The organism is Nocardia sp. NPDC055053 (assembly GCF_053608285.1).
This window is the reverse complement of sequence record NZ_JBSGVD010000012.1, coordinates 63,624-80,364: the sequence shown is the minus strand read 5'-3', so window position 1 is coordinate 80,364 and position 16,741 is coordinate 63,624. Positions and strand designations below refer to the sequence as shown.

The window sequence follows — 16,741 nt, the reverse complement described above, 5'->3', positions numbered from 1 at the left end:
GGACGTCAGGCCCGCCACAGTGCGAGATAGTCGCGCTCGGTGTCGCTGAGCCTGCGCAGGCGCTGGGTCTCGATGTCGAACGCGGCGAGCTGGGTGGTCGCGGTGACCGCGGGCGGCGAGCCCGGCGCCGCGCCGCTGGCACGCACCTCGTAGCCGATCGTGAAATCGACCGCCCGCAGCTGCTTGACCCACATGGCGATGTCGAGCGGGGTGTCCTCGTGGCGCAGCTGGCCCCGGTACTTCACGTGCAGGTCGACCAGCACGCAGCCCTGCCTGCCCATCGACGCCGTCGGCTTGTCGTCGTCGAACAGCCACGGAATCCTGGCCTCTTCCAGCAGGGTCACCATCCGCGCGTGGTTGACGTGCTGGAACACGTCCATATCCGACCAGCGGATCTCGACCTTGGCGTGAAAACGCTGCGGCAGAGCCAGGTCCGCCGCGGGCGCGGCGGCGTTTCCGTTCGGCGAGCTCGTCACCGTGGTACCTCCGATTGGGCGCCCACCCCGCTCACCATGCTCCGCACCTGTCGCGCGGCGACCGACAGTGTGGCGAGGTCGTGGGTCCCGGACTCGAACAGTTCCGACAGCGCCGCGCGCGCACGGCCGAGCCGGGACTGGTTCTTCGACTCCCAGTATGCAATTTTCTCGTCGGCCGTCTCCTCCGGGTCACCCCCGGAGAGCACATCGAGGGTGAGCGAGCGCAGCGAACCGTACATGTCGTCGCGCAGGGCGAGCCGGGCCAGCGCGTGCCAGCGGTCGCCCCGTTCGAGGTGGCTGACCGCCTCGAGCAGCCAGTCGATCTTGAGGTGCTCGTTGAGCGCGTAGTACAGCGCGCCAACCTCGGCGCCGTCGCGATCGGCGATATCGGCGATGTCGGCCACGTCCAGCAGCGGGTACAGGCCGAGCAGGCCGAACACCTCCGTTGCCAGCTCGGTCGGCGCGCCACGGGCGATCAGCTCGGCCGCGCCCTGGGTGAGCGAGGTGACGTGGTGCCCGCGCAGCCAGCCCGGCACCTGCGGCGCCAGCTCCTGCACCCGGCGGTGATACCGGTTGATCTCCGCGCCGACCGCGATCGGCTGCGGCCGGTTGCTCAGCAGCCAGCGCGAGGCCCGGTCCAGCGTCCGCTTGGATTCCAGTTCCAGCAGATCGCACACGCCCGCGGGGGCATCGGCGCTGCGGATGCGAGCCCACACATCGCGCAGCTCGAAGATCTCCGAAGCCGCGGCGAACGCGCGGACGGTGTCGGACGTACTGGCCCCGACCTCTTCGCTGAGCCGGTGGGCGTAGGTGATGCCGCCGTAATCGACGACTTCGTTGACGATCATCGTCGTCACGATCTCGCGGCGCAGCCGATGCTTCTTGATCTCGGCGCCGAACCGCTCGCGCAGCGGCGTCGGGAAGTACATCGGCAGCCGGCGCGCGAAGTAGACGCTGTCGGGCAGATCGGTCTCGAGCAGATCGGCCTTGAGCCCGAGCTTCACATGCGCGAGCAGGTTCGCCAGTTCCGGCGAGGTGAGGCCGCGGCCCTCCTCGTCGCGGCGCTTCAGGTCGACCTCCGACGGCAGCGCCTCGAGTTCCCGGTCGAGGCCGCGGCGCTGTTCGAGATCGTCGATGACCCGGCCGTGCACGCTGACCATCTGCGGCGCGTCGGTGCGCGCGATGCCGATCAGCACGTTCTGATCGACGTTGTCCTGCAACACCATCCGCGCGACCTCGTCGGTCATCGAGGCCAGCAGCGGATTGCGGTCGGCCGGTGCGAGCGCGCCCGCGCTCACCACGCCGTCGAGCAGCACCTTGATGTTGACCTCGTGGTCGGAGCAGTCCACACCCGCCGAGTTGTCCAGCGCATCGGTGTTCATCTTGCCGCCCGAGCGGCAGAACTCGATCCGGCCCAGCGCGGTGGCACCGAGGTTGCCGCCCTCGCCGATCACCTTGACCCGCAACTGATTACCGTCGACGCGCACCGCGTCGTTGGACTTGTCGCCCACCTCGGCATTGGATTCGGTGCTGGCCTTGACGTAGGTGCCGATGCCACCGTTCCACAGCAACTGCACCGGCGCGAGCAGGATCGCGCGCACCAGTTCCGGCGGCGAGAGCGCCTGCACCGCGTCCGGCAGGCCGAGCACGGCCCTGGCCTGCGGCGAGATCGGCACCGACTTCACGGTGCGCTCGAACACCCCACCACCCGCGCTGATCAGGCTGCGGTCGTAGTCGGCCCACGAAGAGCGCGGCAGCTCGAACAGCCGCTCGCGTTCGGCGTAGGAGGTGGCGGCGTCGGGATTCGGGTCGAGGAAGATGTGGCGGTGGTCGAACGCGGCGACCAGCCGGATGTGGCGCGAGAGCAGCATCCCGTTGCCGAAGACGTCACCGCTCATATCGCCGACGCCGACGACGGTGAAGTCCTGGCTCTGGGTATCGATGCCCATCTCGCGGAAGTGGCGCTTGACCGCCTCCCACGCGCCCCTGGCGGTGATGCCCATCGCCTTGTGGTCGTAGCCTGCCGAACCGCCGGAGGCGAACGCGTCGCCGAGCCAGAAGCCGTAGCTGGTGGCCACGTCGTTGGCGATGTCGGAGAAGCTGGCCGTGCCCTTGTCGGCGGCGACCACCAGGTATGTGTCGTCAGCGTCGCGGCGGACCACCCGGGCGGGCGGGCGCACCGCGCCCGTGGCCAGGTCGACATTGTCGGTGACGTCGAGCAGCCCGGAGATGAAGGTGCGATAGCAGGCGATGCCCTCGGCGACGCTCGCCTGCCGGTCGGCGGCCGAGTCGCCGGTGGCGGCGGGCGGACGCTTCACCACGAAGCCGCCCTTCGCGCCGACCGGCACGATCACCGCGTTCTTCACCGCCTGCGCCTTCACCAGGCCGAGGACCTCGGTGCGGAAATCCTCGAGCCGGTCCGACCAGCGCAGGCCACCGCGAGCCACCGAACCGAAGCGCAGGTGCACACCCTCGACGCGCGGCGAGTAGACGAAGATCTCGAATTGCGGTCGCGGCTTGGGCAATTCGGCGATCTCACGCGGTTCCACCTTGAACGAGAGGTACTCGCGCGGCCTGCCGTCGGCGTCGACGACGTAGTAGTTGGTGCGCAGGGTCGCCTTGATCAGACCGAGGATGGCACGCAGGATGCGGTCGACGTCCATGCTGACCACTTCATCGATCCCGGCCCGCACCTTCGTCTCGATCTCGGCGGCGGCTTCGGCCGAGACCGTGTCCGGATCGAAGCGTGCCGCGAACAGGTCGACGAACGCGCGCGAGACCTCGGGATGGGCCAGCAGCACCCGGGCGATATTGATCTGGCTGTACGGGAAACCGGCCTGCTGCAGGTACTTCGCGTACGCGCGCAGAATCGCCACCGAACGCCACGGCAGACCGGCCCGCAGCACCAGCTCGTTGAGACCGTCGGCCTCGGCCCGGTCGTACCAGACCGCCTCGAACGCGTCGGTGAACCGGGAATGCAGCTCGTGGCTCGCCTGCTCGAGCAATTCGGCGTCGAGATCGCCACCGAGCGCGTTGCGCAGCAGCTCCGGCCTGGCCTGCAGGCCGAAGTCGTAGATCCAGCGCTCGGCGCCGCCGTCCATCTCCAGCTGGTAGGGCCGCTCGTCGACCACCTCGACGCCCAGACTCTGCAGCACCGGCAGCACCTGGCTCAGCGAGACGCCGGCGCCTGCGATGTAGAGGCTGAACCGCCACGAGCCCGGCGCGGCCTCTGCCTTGCGGTACAGGTGCTGGCCGATGCCGCCCTCGGTGAGCCGTTCCAGCCTGCCGATATCGGCCAGCGCGCGGGCGGGACCGAAGTCCTCCTTGTAGCTCTCCGGGAACGCATCCGAATACCGTTTCACCAGTGCGGGATCCAGCACGGTAGAGGTGGCGACCTCATCGTCGATCCGGTCGTCCCAGGTGTGGCTTGCCGCGTTCAGCAGGCCCTGCAGGCGCAGCCGGTTCTCCTCGGAGGTGTCGGGCGCCGCGGTGGCATCGGCAGGCAGCGTCACCGTGAAATACACACTGGCGAGCTCGCTTTCGCTCACCCTCGCCGAATAGTCGATGTCGGCGCCGCCGAGCTCGCGCACCAGGATGTCCTGCATCTGCAGGCGCACCGCCGTGGTGTAGCGATCCCGCGGCAGGTACACCATGCAGGCGACGAAGCGGCCGTAGTTGTCGCTGCGCAGGAACAACCGCACCTGCCTGCGCAGGCCGACGCCGAGCACGGCGACGGCGGTGCGGCGCATCGCCTCGGTGTCGGCGGAGAACAGCTCGGTGCGCGGGAACGACTCGATCACCTCGAGCATCGCCTGCCCGGAGAAGGAGTCCTTGTCGAATCCCGCGGCCTCGATCGCGGTCCGCACCCGGGTGTTGATGACCGGGATGTCGAGCACGTTCTCGTGCACGGCGCTGACGGTGAACACGCCGATGAACAGGTGCACGCCCGCCACGGTGCCGTCGTCGTCCACATCGGCGACACCGACGAAGTACGGGTATACCGAGCGGTGCACGGTCGCGCGGACCAGGCCCTGGGTGAGCATCAGCAGCGGGTGGTCGTTGCCGTTGATCGGCACCTGGAAGTCGGTGCCGGTATCGGCGCGCAGCACCCCGAGACTCACGCCGGGCACCGGCGTCGACACGGCGTGGCCGTGGTCGGTTTGGCGGTGATACCGCGCGTACCCGAGCAGCGTGAAATTGCCGCGGGCCAGCCAGCGCAGCAGCTGCGCGCATTCGGCCAGGTCGTCGGCGGGGAACGAGGCCGAGCCGGTGGCCGCGGTGCGGTCGAGCTGGTCGGCCAGCGAGCTCTGCACCTGGGTCATCGCCTCGGTGTCGTCGATGACCTGGCGGACGTCGGCGAGTACCTCGGGGACGGTGCGCTCGATGTGGTCGAGCTGGGCCCGGCTCGTCGACGGATGCAGCTGCAGATGCATCCACGACTCCGGCTTCCCTGTCTCGCCGTTGGCATCGACCTCGTGCGGTGCCGCGGTGACCAGCACGCCGTGCTCGTCGCGGGTGACCTCGAAGATCGGGTGGATGACCTCGGTGACGCTGACCTGCATCCGGGCCAGCGCCGCGGTGATCGACTCGACCAGCAGCGGCATGTCGTCGGTGACCACCTGCACCGCCGCACCCATACCCGACCCGTCGTCGGGATGGTAGACCCGCACCAGCGCAATACCGGCGGGGCGTTCGGCGGCCAGCTCCATGTGTCGGCGGAAGATCTGGTTGATGCCGGTGACCGGGAAGTCGGCGTCACCGGCGTCGACGTGTCGGAAGTACGCTCCCTCGAGTGTCGCGAGTTCACCGCGCAAGCTTTGCGGCATTCCCGCGGCCCACGCCGCGCTCGACATTTCCGACGAGACCGTCATCGTTTTTCGCCCACTCCCATGGATTCGGTTCGCTTCGATTCCGCAATTCAGGTGACGCAAATTCGAGACTAGCCGCGGGTACATGGACACGCGGAGGGTTTTTCGCCTTGCCGCGCCGGTAACTTGGCCAACGTTCGGTGAACTCCGGACATGACCTGGCTACCAGCACTTTTCGCGCATCGACGACGACGGCCCGGCAGGATCGATCGTTCGCCGATCGACCCCGCCGGGCCGTTGTGCGCGCCGCGAATCAGTCGCGGGTCAGCTTGCGGTGGGTCACCCGGTGCGGGCGGGCCGCTTCCGCGCCGAGACGCTCGACCTTGTTCGCCTCGTAGGCCTCGAAGTTGCCCTCGAACCAGAACCACTTGGCGTCGTTGTCGTCGTCACCCTCCCACGCGAGGATGTGGGTGCAGGTCCGGTCGAGGAACCAGCGGTCGTGGGAGATCACGACGGCGCAGCCGGGGAACTGATCGAGCGCGTTCTCCAGCGAGCTGAGGGTTTCGACGTCGAGGTCGTTGGTCGGCTCGTCGAGCAGGATCAAGTTGCCACCCTGCTTGAGGGTCAGCGCCAGGTTCAGGCGGTTGCGCTCACCACCGGAGAGCACCCCGGCCGGCTTCTGCTGATCCGGGCCCTTGAAGCCGAACGCGCTGACGTAGGCGCGCGAGGGCATCTCCTGGTTGCCGACCTCGATGAAGTCGAGCCCCTCGGAGACGACCTGCCAGACGTTCTTCTTCGGGTCGATGCCCGCGCGGTTCTGGTCGACGTAGCTGAGCTTGACCGTCTCGCCGACCTTCACCTCGCCGCTGTCGGCCGATTCCAGGCCGACGATGGTCTTGAACAGCGTGGTCTTACCGACGCCGTTGGGGCCGATCACACCGACGATGCCGTTGCGCGGCAACGTGAACGACAGATCCTTGATCAGCTGACGATCGCCGAAGCCCTTGTCCAGGTTCGACACGTTGACCACGATGTCGCCCAGGCGCGGACCCGCCGGGATCTGGATCTCCTCGAAGTCCAGCTTCCTGTGCTTGTCGGCCTCGGCGGCCATCTCCTCGTAGCGACCCAGACGTGCCTTGTTCTTGGCCTGGCGGGCCTTGGCGCCGGAGCGCACCCACGCCAGCTCGTCCTTGAGGCGCTTCTGCAGCTTCTGGTCCTTCTTGCCCTGGACCTCGAGACGCTGGGCCTTCTTCTCCAGGTAGGTGGAGTAGTTGCCCTCGTAGGGGTAGGCGCGACCACGGTCGAGCTCGAGGATCCACTGGGCGACGTTGTCGAGGAAGTACCGGTCGTGGGTGACGGCCAGCACGGCGCCCTGGTAGGAAGCCAGGTGCTGCTCGAGCCACAGCACACTCTCGGCGTCGAGGTGGTTGGTCGGCTCGTCGAGCAGCAGCAGATCAGGCTTGCTCAGCAGCAGCTTGCAGAGTGCGACACGGCGACGCTCACCACCGGAGAGGTTGGTGACCGGCTCGTCCGGCGGCGGGCAGCGCAGCGCGTCCATGGCCTGCTCGAGCTGGGAGTCGACATCCCACGCGTCGGCGTGGTCGAGGAACTCCTGCAGCTTGCCCATCTCGTCCATGAGCTCGTCGGAGTAGTCGGTGGCCATCAGCTCGGCGATCTCGTTGAAGCGATCCAGCTTCACCTTGACCTCGCCGAGGCCCTCCTCCACGTTGCCGCGGACGGTCTTCTCCTCGTTCAGGTGCGGCTCCTGCATGAGGATGCCGACCGTCGCGCCCGGCGCGAGGAACGCCTCGCCGTTGTTCGGCCGGTCCAGTCCCGCCATGATCTTCAGCACGCTGGACTTACCGGCGCCGTTGGGGCCGACCACACCGATCTTGGCGCCGGGCAGGAAGTTCAGCGTCACGTCGTCGAGAATGACCTTGTCGCCGTGCGCCTTGCGAACCTTGATCATCTGATAAATGAACTCAGCCATATACGGAAGCCTATCGGTGCGGGTAACGGGGGTGAGATGCGGAGCGGGCCGGGGTGCCGCGGAGCGACCCTCAGGCGTCGACCTGCTCGGGCATGCCTGAGATCGGCACCGCAACCGGCGATCGCGCCGGGAGGGAATCCGCCGCGGTCGTAGAGGCTACGGCAGTGGGTGCGGTCGGCGCATACTCGGCCACGTCCGCGGACGGAACCGGGGATACAGCGCCTCGGCGGTCGGAAATATTCCGCACCGCGTGTGGCGCCGACCGGGCGATGTCGGAGCGGCGAACGATCGACGCGCTGCACCGACCCAGATCAGGACCAACCGCCACCGCGCGCATCTCCAGATCGCGGCGTTCGGTGCCGTCCTTGCCACGGTACTCGTGCGAGCGCAGCTGACCGTAGGCGATCACCGGATCGCCCCGGTGCAGCGACCGGTCCACCCCGGTCACCAGCCTGCGCCAGCACGACACCGTCAGGTAGAGGGTCCCATAGTTCATACTGCCCACATGGCGATCTACGGATACGCGCGAGGCGCGCTGTTAGCTGACCAGGTGCAACAGCTCAAAGAATCTGGGTGCTCGGTTGTGCACTTCGATGTATCGACGTGGCGCGCGGATGGTGCCGGTTGGGTCGACCTGGTCGACGCGGTGCAGCGCGGCGATACCGTTCGGTTCGTGTCCCCCGACCGGCTGAGCCGGTCTGTCGAGGTTCACCAGTTCATCAGTGAGGCGCTGGCATCGCTGGGTGTCCGAATCGAGTATCTGTCATGAGCTACGCAGGTCTACGCGCGGTAGTCGGCGCTCGGGTGTCAGTACTGAAGGATGAGGGCAAGGTATCGCACCAAGCCCAGCACAAGACTGGTTCGACCTGGGTTGATGCTCAGGAAGCAATCACAGTCGGCACGTTCGAAGACCTGGACGTGTCGGCTTCGGTGTCACCGTTCGATCGGCCCGACCTGGGTCGCTGGTTCAAAGAAGAGTTCGCCGACTCGTTCGACATCTTGGTGTTCTCGAAGATCGACCGTGCGTTTCGGTCGACCCGCCACATGATCAAGGTGGCGGAGTGGTGCGAGGAACACAAGAAAATCCTTGTGTTCGCCGAGGACGGTCTAGTCCTCAACTACCTGAACCCCGCCCCCGGCCTAGAGGGCATGTTGGCGGAGCTGTTCGTCTACATCGGTTCGTTCTTCGCTCAGCTGGAGCTGAACCGGTTCAGCACCCGGACCAAGGACGGTCACCGGATCATCCGGCAGACCGATCGGTGGGCGTACGGAGTCCCCCGGTTCGGGTTCAGGACCGCGCCACACCCGTCCGGCAAGGGCCGGTGCATCGTCCAGGATCCGGCAGCACAGCAGGTCCTACACGAGCAGATCAAACCCCAGTTGTTCGCCGGGGACTCTATGACGTCGATCGTCGCGCATCTGAACAAGTGCCCTCACGAACTGCGGAGCGAGGAATGCCCCGGACCGTGCCAAGGGTCTGCGGTACTGACCAGCCTGGAACGCTCCCGAGTCGAGAACGGTAAGCCTCGGCTACGCCGAGAACCGTGGACGCATTCAGCGCTAGAGGGGATTCTCACCAGCCACGGCACGCAAGGCATCAAGGTGGATTCGGACGGGAACCCGGTCCTCACCGCGGATGGTTCCATGATCCAGATGGCAGACGCATCGTTCACCGACGACGAGTGGGACCGTGTCCAAGCAGAGGTGCAGAAGCGCAAGCAGTCGGGTAAGAAACGGGTCAACTCCGAGAACCCGATCCTCGGCGTCGGGTTCTGCGGCAAGTGCAAACGCCCGTTGTCTCAGCACATACCGAAGACACGAGACCACGTTTGGTACTTCCGGTGCGGGAACAAGCCGGACCGGGGATGCAAGGTGCTGGTTCGCGCTGATGTCGTGTTGCCGCTACTGGAGGAATCGTTTCTGAGCCACTACGGCCCGCGACCGGTTACCCGGCGCGTGCTGGTCCCAGGCAGCGACAACCGGGCCGAGCTGGAGCGAGTGACAGACGCGATCCAGCGCCTACGCGACGAGTCCGACGCGGGATTGATCGTTACGCCCGAGGACCGGGCGCAATACATCAACCGCTTGACCGGCCTCACCAACCGCAAGACAGCCCTAGCAGCTTCGCCGGTCACTGCACCCCGGTACGAATTCGAGACCACCGGAGAGACCTACACAGAGGCTTGGAACCGTCTAGACCCAATCGGACGCAGAGACATGTTGAAAGACGCCGGATTCCGGTTGGAGATCCACTCAAAGTACGAGTGGCACTTGTTCGATACCGGCGACACCGAGGCAGGCCATAAGGAGTGGCTGGACCGTATCCAAAAGGGACATGTTGACAAGTCGTCATGGGACGGAGAGAAATACACCCGGACCGAGGAATCCGGTTGGCAGTTCCGGACCGAAGACGACGGAACCGAGTTCTGGTACCAGGGAGATGACTGGTACCCGTCATCCTGGGTGAACGGCGAGGAGTGGATTAACGGTGAACGTCCTAACTGACACCCGTACGGTCCGGCTTCGGTCTGCGCGTGGTGATGCGTTCCCTGCATTGGTGGATCTAGAGCCTGACGGGTCGCTGACCATAGTCACAGAGGATCGGACAGGCTACGGATCTGCTCACATAGCGTATGCACATAAGTACTTCGGTGGTAAGTCCTCCCGAGAGTTAGAGCATAGGTACATAACCCCGAGAGGTGTACACCGAGTGATGTCGGTGTGGCATAAGTGCCCTACTGGCACCGAGTAAACCGAGGAACCCCAGCTATCCGGCTGGGGTTTCTCATGTCCAGGTTCAGTCAGTACAAAACAAGCTCTAGATTCGATTCTGAGCGACTTTCTGCCGCTCCATGAGTTTGCGCATGGGTTGGATATTTTAATGACCCACAGAGCCGTTTAGGCGGCTCTTTATCTAGGATTGATTTAGGCAGGCCCGAAAGCCTGCCTTGAATTAACCGGCCATCGGGCCGGATATTCAACACCCAATCGGACCGGCTTCGAGCCGGTCGAATGATTACACCCCGAGCGAGTAGCGAGGGGGTTGGGTTTGGTGGATCCGAGCGAGTAGCGAGGTTGTATATATTTATATTCCTTATACGCGCGTACGCGGGCGCGTTCACTCGCTCCCCTGCGCGCAGGAAAGGTACCCCGGGCGTGTCGCCCCGGCACTCAATCGCCTATTCGCCGTTCTAAGCGATTGGGATACCAAAACCCATACGAGTACCCACCTCGGCTAGGTTCGTCGCTCTCCGTGGATTCTGGAGGGCAACACGGGCACGCCTAGCTTGCCGACGCGAGCGGGTCCGCATGATACACCTATCCGGTGATCTCGTCCATAAGCATTCTGAGCGTCAGTGAGTGCTTCTCGGGTGGGAGTGCATCCAGCGCCGTACGGGCATACGCCACGCCGCCGTCATGGTCGCCAGCGCGAACCAGCATGAGTCCTCGGTGCATCTCGAGATGGGTAGCGAACCTGGGCAGCGTCGGCGGGAGCAGTCGCCTTGCTTCGTCCTGAGCGTCTACCGCTTCGGCTTCGTCACCGAGCCGGGCGCGAAGCAACGACCGGAACACCCCGAGCCGCCAGTACGGCACCGCGTAGTCCGAGGCTTCGGCATCTTCGGATCCCGATTGGTCGAACACCCGTCGGCCCTCAGTATCGAGTGCCCGTGCCGTGTCAGCATCCCCGGTAATCGCTGCGGCGTGAGCCTTGCCGTAGATGGCGTTCAACCGGCCCAGCGATGGCCGCTCCGAGATTTCTAGAGCCTGGTCGGCAAACATGTTCGCGATCGGTAGTGAGGCACCTTCGTAGCCCAGGGCGATAGCCGCCCGACCTCGGACCCAAACCCGAGTGTCAACGTCACCCGAGCGGTCTGCGGATTCAGCCGCCATCCGGTACCACGTGACAGCCTTCGCACCGTCCGAGCCCGGAAACGTCTTGGCGAACAACGTCATTAGCCGCGAGGCGTGAGCCCACATACGCGGTGAGTCGCACTGCTGTTGGATGATCGCGAGGTCTACCGCTAGCCGCTTCTGGATCTCTGCCGCACCCGAAGTCATGTAGTCGGCCCCATAGCCGACCAGGGTGTGTTCCCACTGGTCTACCGATGGTCCTGCGCCTTGCAGGCGCGCCGTAAACCCTTGCGCCAGTAGATCCGACGCAATACCCGGCGCTACCGCTGTCGCGGCGAAACTGGCAAGGAACTTGCGTCTATCCACATCGGACTCCATCACTGCCAACGGAACGTCTAACACTGCGGCTAGGTGCCGCAACCAGAACGGGGAGGGCTGGTACTTACACGACTCCCAACGACGCGAGATGTATTCCCGCGAGATCGGGACTCCGGCGTGTTCGGTGAGTTCGTCGGCAAGCCGTGCTTGCGACCAGCCACGCGCGGTCCGCAGATCGCGTATGAGCTTCCCCGTCGTCATGGGTTCATCATGCCCGCGTGAGCAGGATTGCGGCAGGCTGCCACTAGGAATGCCACTGCGGCTGAACATCACTGAGCGGAACGATTGACACCGGAGCGGGGAGAGGTCCCGTAGCCGAAGAGCCGCCCGGGCGATCCTGACTCAGATCGGTTGTCCGGGCGGGCTCACCACCGAGCAGGAGGGGAACGTGCTCCCACAACGGACACCTAAGCCCAAACACCCGGACCCGATAACGATCGCACCGCCAGAGGTAATCCGGCGGCTGCTGGCCGCTCTGGCTCAGTGGGAACCGAAGCGGCAGGGATCATGACCAACCCGACCCGAGAGCGGTTAGACGCGCTGTCGGCGCGTGCTGCCAAACGATCCATGACAGTCCAACCCGCACCGGAGGGGTTCCAACTCGCCTCCCCGTGGCGGGTTGTCTGCTGCGGAACGCTGGACCAGATAGCCGATTGGCTCACTGCTGCGGAGGAGCACGACCGGACCGCCCCGATACCGGAACCGGTCGGGGATCGAGCCGACTACTGATGACAGTCGGTGTCTTGGTCGCGCTGGCTGTCCCCGCCGTCGTCCTGGCGCTTGTTGTGTTCTGGCCTGGCGAGTAGTCCGGTCCGTTTACGCCGAGTGACTGAAGCCGCTTTACCTGCGGCTACACCCGAGCCGGCCAGCTCCGCGGGCAGGCTCTCGGTCCGTTTAGTCCGTGGCGAAAGCCTGGAGTGTTAGACCTCGGGCCAGCTTGCCGAGCTTCTGCGGTGTCACACAAACCGAAGATTCCTGACCAGCGGTTACATCCCTGGCCTCGGCCGCGTATCACCAAAACCATGGCCTACCATCAATCCGGGCCAACCGGCCCGAACTGTGTCACCCAGACAAACAGTCTGGCCTGACCCAACCGAATACCCAAAGTGAGACCCCGGCCCACAAAGCCGGGGTTTTTCTGTGTATCCGGTCACAATTACCCGGATCATAACGAAATCCCGGGGGGCGTGACCCGTATATATGATTGGAGCGGGAAAGATTTTCCCGTTGAATAAGTCACAATTCTCCCGAGTATCTTAAAAATCGAGGGGGTCTCGTAGGTATATATGAGTGGTGGGGTAATTACACCCTGTGCGATCTGTCACAATTTCGAACAGGGTCTTAGAAATCGGGGGGTGTTCTGACCTATATATGATTGGAAGTAGTCACTCCCAGACGTTTTCGGGGGGTACCGGACTCCTATATATACATGGGGGCAGTCACATACTTTGTAGACGTCTCGTAAAACGGGGGGCGTCTCACCTATATATAACTGAGAGTGGTTAGTCACATTCGCTCGACCTCTCGTAGAAAACAATGGGGTCTCGTACCTATATATGAGTGAGAGTAGTCACCTTCGCTATGAACCTCTCCGAAATCGGGGGGTGTTCTTAGGTATATATAAGTGTAGGGATACCAACTGACAGGCTTTGGGACTGTCATTCTTTTTACCGAGATGCCATGTGCACACGGAACGGAGGTGAACAACATGGATTACATCTGCCCGAACGGGCACCAGAAGAACGGACCAGCGGACTATCTCCCCGATGGCAGTTGCCGTCACTGCGACCGATCCCGACAAGCGAACTACCGAACCCGGCGACGGGCAGCAATCGAGCTAGCGCAAGTACTCGAAACCCACGGGGTACAGGTGATGCGTTCGGATCCTCCGGTGGATCTCCAGGCCCTAGGCGCAGCTCTCGCGTTTGGATACCAGCAACCGAACTAAATACCCCAGATCCTCAAACCAGGCCGTCTGTGAACCACTCAGGCGGCGTTTTTCATGCCCTGGATAGGGCACCGCGAAAGGAACCAACAACAATGTTCGATACCACATACACAGCAATCAAGATCAGTTCTTGGAACGACCTCGGTGTGAAGCTTCCGAAGGAACTCGCCAAGAGCATCGGGGTATTCGATGCGATTCGAAGCGTCACGATTAACGACACACCCAAGCTCGACATTGAATCAATCACCCCGGAAAACGCTGAGAGCGTGATCCGGCAGTATGCGGACACTCTTGCTGTTTCTCTGCCTATGTCGTCGCGACCGGGGCAGGCCGGTCTTTCGGCGCTGGAATCGTCAAAGGTGGTTGCGCTCGAAACCGCAGCACGGAACGTCCTCTGGCATGGAGACGACGCTGTGCCCGGGATCATCGAACAGCTAACCCCGGAGTTTGAAAAGCGCGTCGCTGCGTACACCGAAGCGGTTCAGAAGCTCCCCGAAGAAATCACTATGGAATCCATCGCGTCGGCTGGACCTGACACGCTGGCTGTCTGGCAGGAAGCTCGCACGCAGGCTCGGGAGCTGGACTGGATCAATAATTGGCTGTCATCGCTGCTGGCGCTTCCCAGCTTCCGCAAGCACAACGAGTTTCTTCGGTACCTGCGTCTTGCAGTACCGGCGAACCGTACAGAGTTCCACGCTCTGAAGGAGGCTGCCGAGGCAGCATCGCGGACGGATTCTTACCGCGCTGAGATCAATCCGATTTACCTCGCCACTGTTCGCAACGGGATTGAGTGGGGAATCAATACACCCGAATCTGCCGACGCGATCGTTTCGGATATTCAGGCTCAGCCGATCCCGGAAAACGCTTGGAGCGCTAACCGGTTCTGAGAGCCGAGTACACCGGCCGGGTAACCCCGGCATCGACCATCTGTTGAAAGGCTCCCAGCGTGGCATCTGGGGGCCTTTATTATTCATAGGAGAAACATTGTCCACTGAAAACGAACTACTGAAGCTCAAGACAGTGCTTGCTGTTGGTGTTCCACCCGAGGATGCCGAGTGGTTCGCATCGCGGGTTATCGGCGAAACCGAGGATGAAATCCTTGCCGACGCTGCCAAGCTCGCCGGGATGCTCGGCGCAAATACCCCGAACGAACAGTCGCGGTTGGTCGACCACTCCCAGGGCCGTGGCGGCAGGCCGCCGCGTGCAGTAGATCCACTGTTGGAAACGCTGATGAACGTTGTTGGTGTCCGATGATGGATCGCGAACAGGCGTATCAGGAATACGTAGCGAAGTTCGAGCCGTATAACGCGGCGATTCGCGCCGCTGGTGATGTCCCGTGGTTTGAGAAGCACCCGGATCCCGAAGCGGCACGCCGGGAGCTTTTCTTTCGCCGGTTTAGGCAGCCTTCGGCACCTGTAGCCGTCACTGGCAAGTCAATGCCCGAGATTCGCGGCGAACACAACGAATGGAACTGAATTGAGCATCAACCGTACGAATGGTCCAGCCGCAACCCTGAAGCGTGCGGTGACCAACAACCGACCGAACCCAACTGCCCGAGTGGAGTTGGACGACTTCAGCGACGGCGTAGCGCGTCGGATGGTAGGGCGCAGGATCGTTCAAGCGGCCGAGGACACCACCGAACCCGATAAGTGGTTGATCGTTCGGAACCTGGCAGAGCAGAAGCGACGCGAAGTCGCCGCCGGTCAGAAGCCCGAGGAACCTGCTCCACAGTCCACCGCGGATTTGATCCGTTCGACCATGGCTGAGACGTACCGGCCTGCGTCACGGGCGGATATGCCGTTGAACGGTGACGCGGTTATCCGTGCTGCTGGTGGTGATCCATCGGCACAATCCAGCTGGGGTAGGGAATCTGTCGCAATGCTGATTCGTCGGGGGCTCATGACCACGGTGCAGGACGGCCGTAGCGAGTGAGGGCATTGTGCGCCCGTGAGGGCTGTAGCCGTCAGGTGAACGGATTCCGGCCGTATTGCTCGCCGCTGTGCGAGCAGTTCCACTACGAGATTCTGACTCTTCAGGACTACGTAGAAACCGTGGACTATCCGAGTACCGCCGGACTATGGGCCGAACTAGTCGGGCTGTCCGACGCGCTTACCGCATACCGGAAGCGGCGGCTTCGGATCCAGAGTAAGTATCCCGGGGACCGGCCATGGACTCATCCAAAAGAACTGTCGTCACGTGACGTTGCTAGTCGGGGGTATTGGCAGGATCCCGAAACGCAACATTGGTTCGTCGGGGAGGTGAACAAATGAACCTCCCTGTTCCGGTCAAGCCACGCAATGCGAATGCGTGGCCCACCCACCGATACAAGAAACGCCTTCGGCGAGGAGTGAACAGCGATGAACGCGCCCAGCGTTAAGACCTATTGGAACACCAAGCGTTCCGAGACTACGCACAAAATCACCCGTGAGGGTACGTCTGCGTTTCTCCTGATGAATAACGAGGAGCTGGCAACGCTCCGCGACCTAATCAACTCTGCCTTGGGAGGCACCAACCATGACAACATTCTCTAAGCTCACTTGGCTAAAGCGCACGAACGGGCATAAGTTCACTGCTACCGAGATGGCTACCTTGGTGGCGATCTTCAATTACACGAACGAGCAGGGAAAGAATGCGTTCCCCGGCATGAAGCGGCTTTGTGAAGACACGTGCCGTAGTCGAGGGCAGGTGTCCGAAGCGGTGAAATCGCTTCGCCTACGCGGATGGATTACCGAGGTGTCCCGAGGTTCGGGTATTTCCGGCAACGCTTCTCGGTATGAACTGATACCTGACGCACCTAACCCGGGTATGTCCGGGAATTCTGACATAGGTATGTCCGGAGAATCGGACATGGTATGTCCGGAAAACCAGACACCATCAGATCATGTAACAGATCATCTAACAGATGATAATAAGCGTCCGGTTTTCGGTGAAGAGAAAACGCGGACACATGAGAATCTGAATTCGGGAGCTTCCTGCGGGCTCCCTTCGGATGGGAAAGAATCCGATTCAACACCCAACCGGATCGCGAACCCGGATAACCCGGGAGAGCAGAGCAACAACCCTGACCGGTTGTTGATCGGTGAGGTTACCGAACCTGAAAGTTCCCCCCGGCCCGCGCCGGATCCGGACGAACTAGCCGAGTGGGTTGTCCTCCACTGCCAGGGGCTCACATCCGGCGAGGTGTTCACCCGGTGTGAAGCCGAGTTCGGCGGTGCGTACATGACTTACGTCGACATGTTGAGGGGACGTATCCGACTGACCGGCGGTACGTTGCAGCGTGCCTAGATGG

12 protein-coding genes are annotated in these 16,741 nt (G+C 63.2%); 7 read left to right on the top strand and 5 right to left on the bottom strand.

The window, feature by feature from the left end:
• Positions 1-5 precede the first annotated feature (5 nt).
• From ACWF82_RS15200 to ACWF82_RS15185, 4 genes are all read right to left on the bottom strand, one after another.
• Positions 6-431 carry an acyl-CoA thioesterase gene (locus ACWF82_RS15200; protein ID WP_452501738.1) on the bottom strand — a complete coding sequence of 142 codons (426 nt, stop codon included), beginning with the start codon at positions 429-431 and terminating at the stop codon, positions 6-8.
• Between the two features lie 41 nt (positions 432-472).
• Complete coding sequence (locus tag ACWF82_RS15195; RefSeq protein WP_452501551.1) at positions 473-5,347, bottom strand: NAD-glutamate dehydrogenase; 4,875 nt, start codon at positions 5,345-5,347, stop codon at positions 473-475.
• Between the two features lie 250 nt (positions 5,348-5,597).
• A complete protein-coding gene (gene ettA / locus ACWF82_RS15190; protein ID WP_379310471.1) occupies positions 5,598-7,274 on the bottom strand; it encodes an energy-dependent translational throttle protein EttA in 1,677 nt (558 codons plus the stop codon).
• A 70-nt stretch (positions 7,275-7,344) separates the two neighbouring features.
• Complete coding sequence (locus ACWF82_RS15185) at positions 7,345-7,770, bottom strand: hypothetical protein (RefSeq protein ID WP_452501548.1); 426 nt, start codon at positions 7,768-7,770, stop codon at positions 7,345-7,347.
• Positions 7,771-7,779: 9 nt separating this feature from the next.
• Here ACWF82_RS15185 and ACWF82_RS15180 point away from each other — a divergent pair, with 9 nt between their 5' ends.
• Together ACWF82_RS15180 and ACWF82_RS15175 are read left to right on the top strand one after the other, a co-directional pair.
• Entirely contained in the window at positions 7,780-8,043 is a 264-nt protein-coding gene (locus ACWF82_RS15180) for a recombinase family protein (RefSeq protein WP_452501546.1), read from the top strand.
• Positions 8,040-9,779, top strand: a complete 1,740-nt coding sequence (locus ACWF82_RS15175) for a recombinase family protein (RefSeq protein ID WP_452501544.1) — start codon at positions 8,040-8,042, stop codon at positions 9,777-9,779. The genes ACWF82_RS15180 and ACWF82_RS15175 overlap by 4 nt, the downstream gene beginning before the upstream one ends.
• 813 nt (positions 9,780-10,592) lie before the next feature.
• Here ACWF82_RS15175 and ACWF82_RS15170 read toward each other — a convergent pair.
• Entirely contained in the window at positions 10,593-11,705 is a 1,113-nt protein-coding gene (locus ACWF82_RS15170; protein ID WP_452501542.1) for a helix-turn-helix transcriptional regulator, read from the bottom strand.
• 1,839 nt (positions 11,706-13,544) lie between these two features.
• On the opposite strand from ACWF82_RS15170, the gene ACWF82_RS15165 reads away from it, so the two are divergent.
• The 5 genes from ACWF82_RS15165 to ACWF82_RS15145 all read left to right on the top strand — a co-directional run bounded on the left by ACWF82_RS15165 (position 13,545) and on the right by ACWF82_RS15145 (position 16,737).
• Positions 13,545-14,339 (top strand): hypothetical protein, encoded by a 795-nt coding sequence (locus ACWF82_RS15165; protein WP_452501540.1) that lies wholly within the window; start codon positions 13,545-13,547, stop codon positions 14,337-14,339.
• Between the two features lie 97 nt (positions 14,340-14,436).
• Positions 14,437-14,706, top strand: coding sequence for a hypothetical protein (locus ACWF82_RS15160; RefSeq protein WP_452501539.1), 270 nt, complete (start codon positions 14,437-14,439; stop codon positions 14,704-14,706).
• Positions 14,706-14,927: a hypothetical protein gene (locus tag ACWF82_RS15155; RefSeq protein WP_452501537.1), complete on the top strand. Its 222-nt coding sequence runs from the start codon at positions 14,706-14,708 to the stop codon at positions 14,925-14,927. The genes ACWF82_RS15160 and ACWF82_RS15155 overlap by 1 nt, the downstream gene beginning before the upstream one ends.
• 1 nt (position 14,928) lies before the next feature.
• On the top strand, positions 14,929-15,384 hold the full coding sequence (locus ACWF82_RS15150; RefSeq protein WP_452501535.1) for a hypothetical protein: 456 nt from the start codon (positions 14,929-14,931) through the stop codon (positions 15,382-15,384).
• A 582-nt stretch (positions 15,385-15,966) separates the two neighbouring features.
• Positions 15,967-16,737, top strand: a complete 771-nt coding sequence (locus ACWF82_RS15145) for a helix-turn-helix domain-containing protein (protein ID WP_452501533.1) — start codon at positions 15,967-15,969, stop codon at positions 16,735-16,737.
• Positions 16,738-16,741 lie beyond the last annotated feature (4 nt).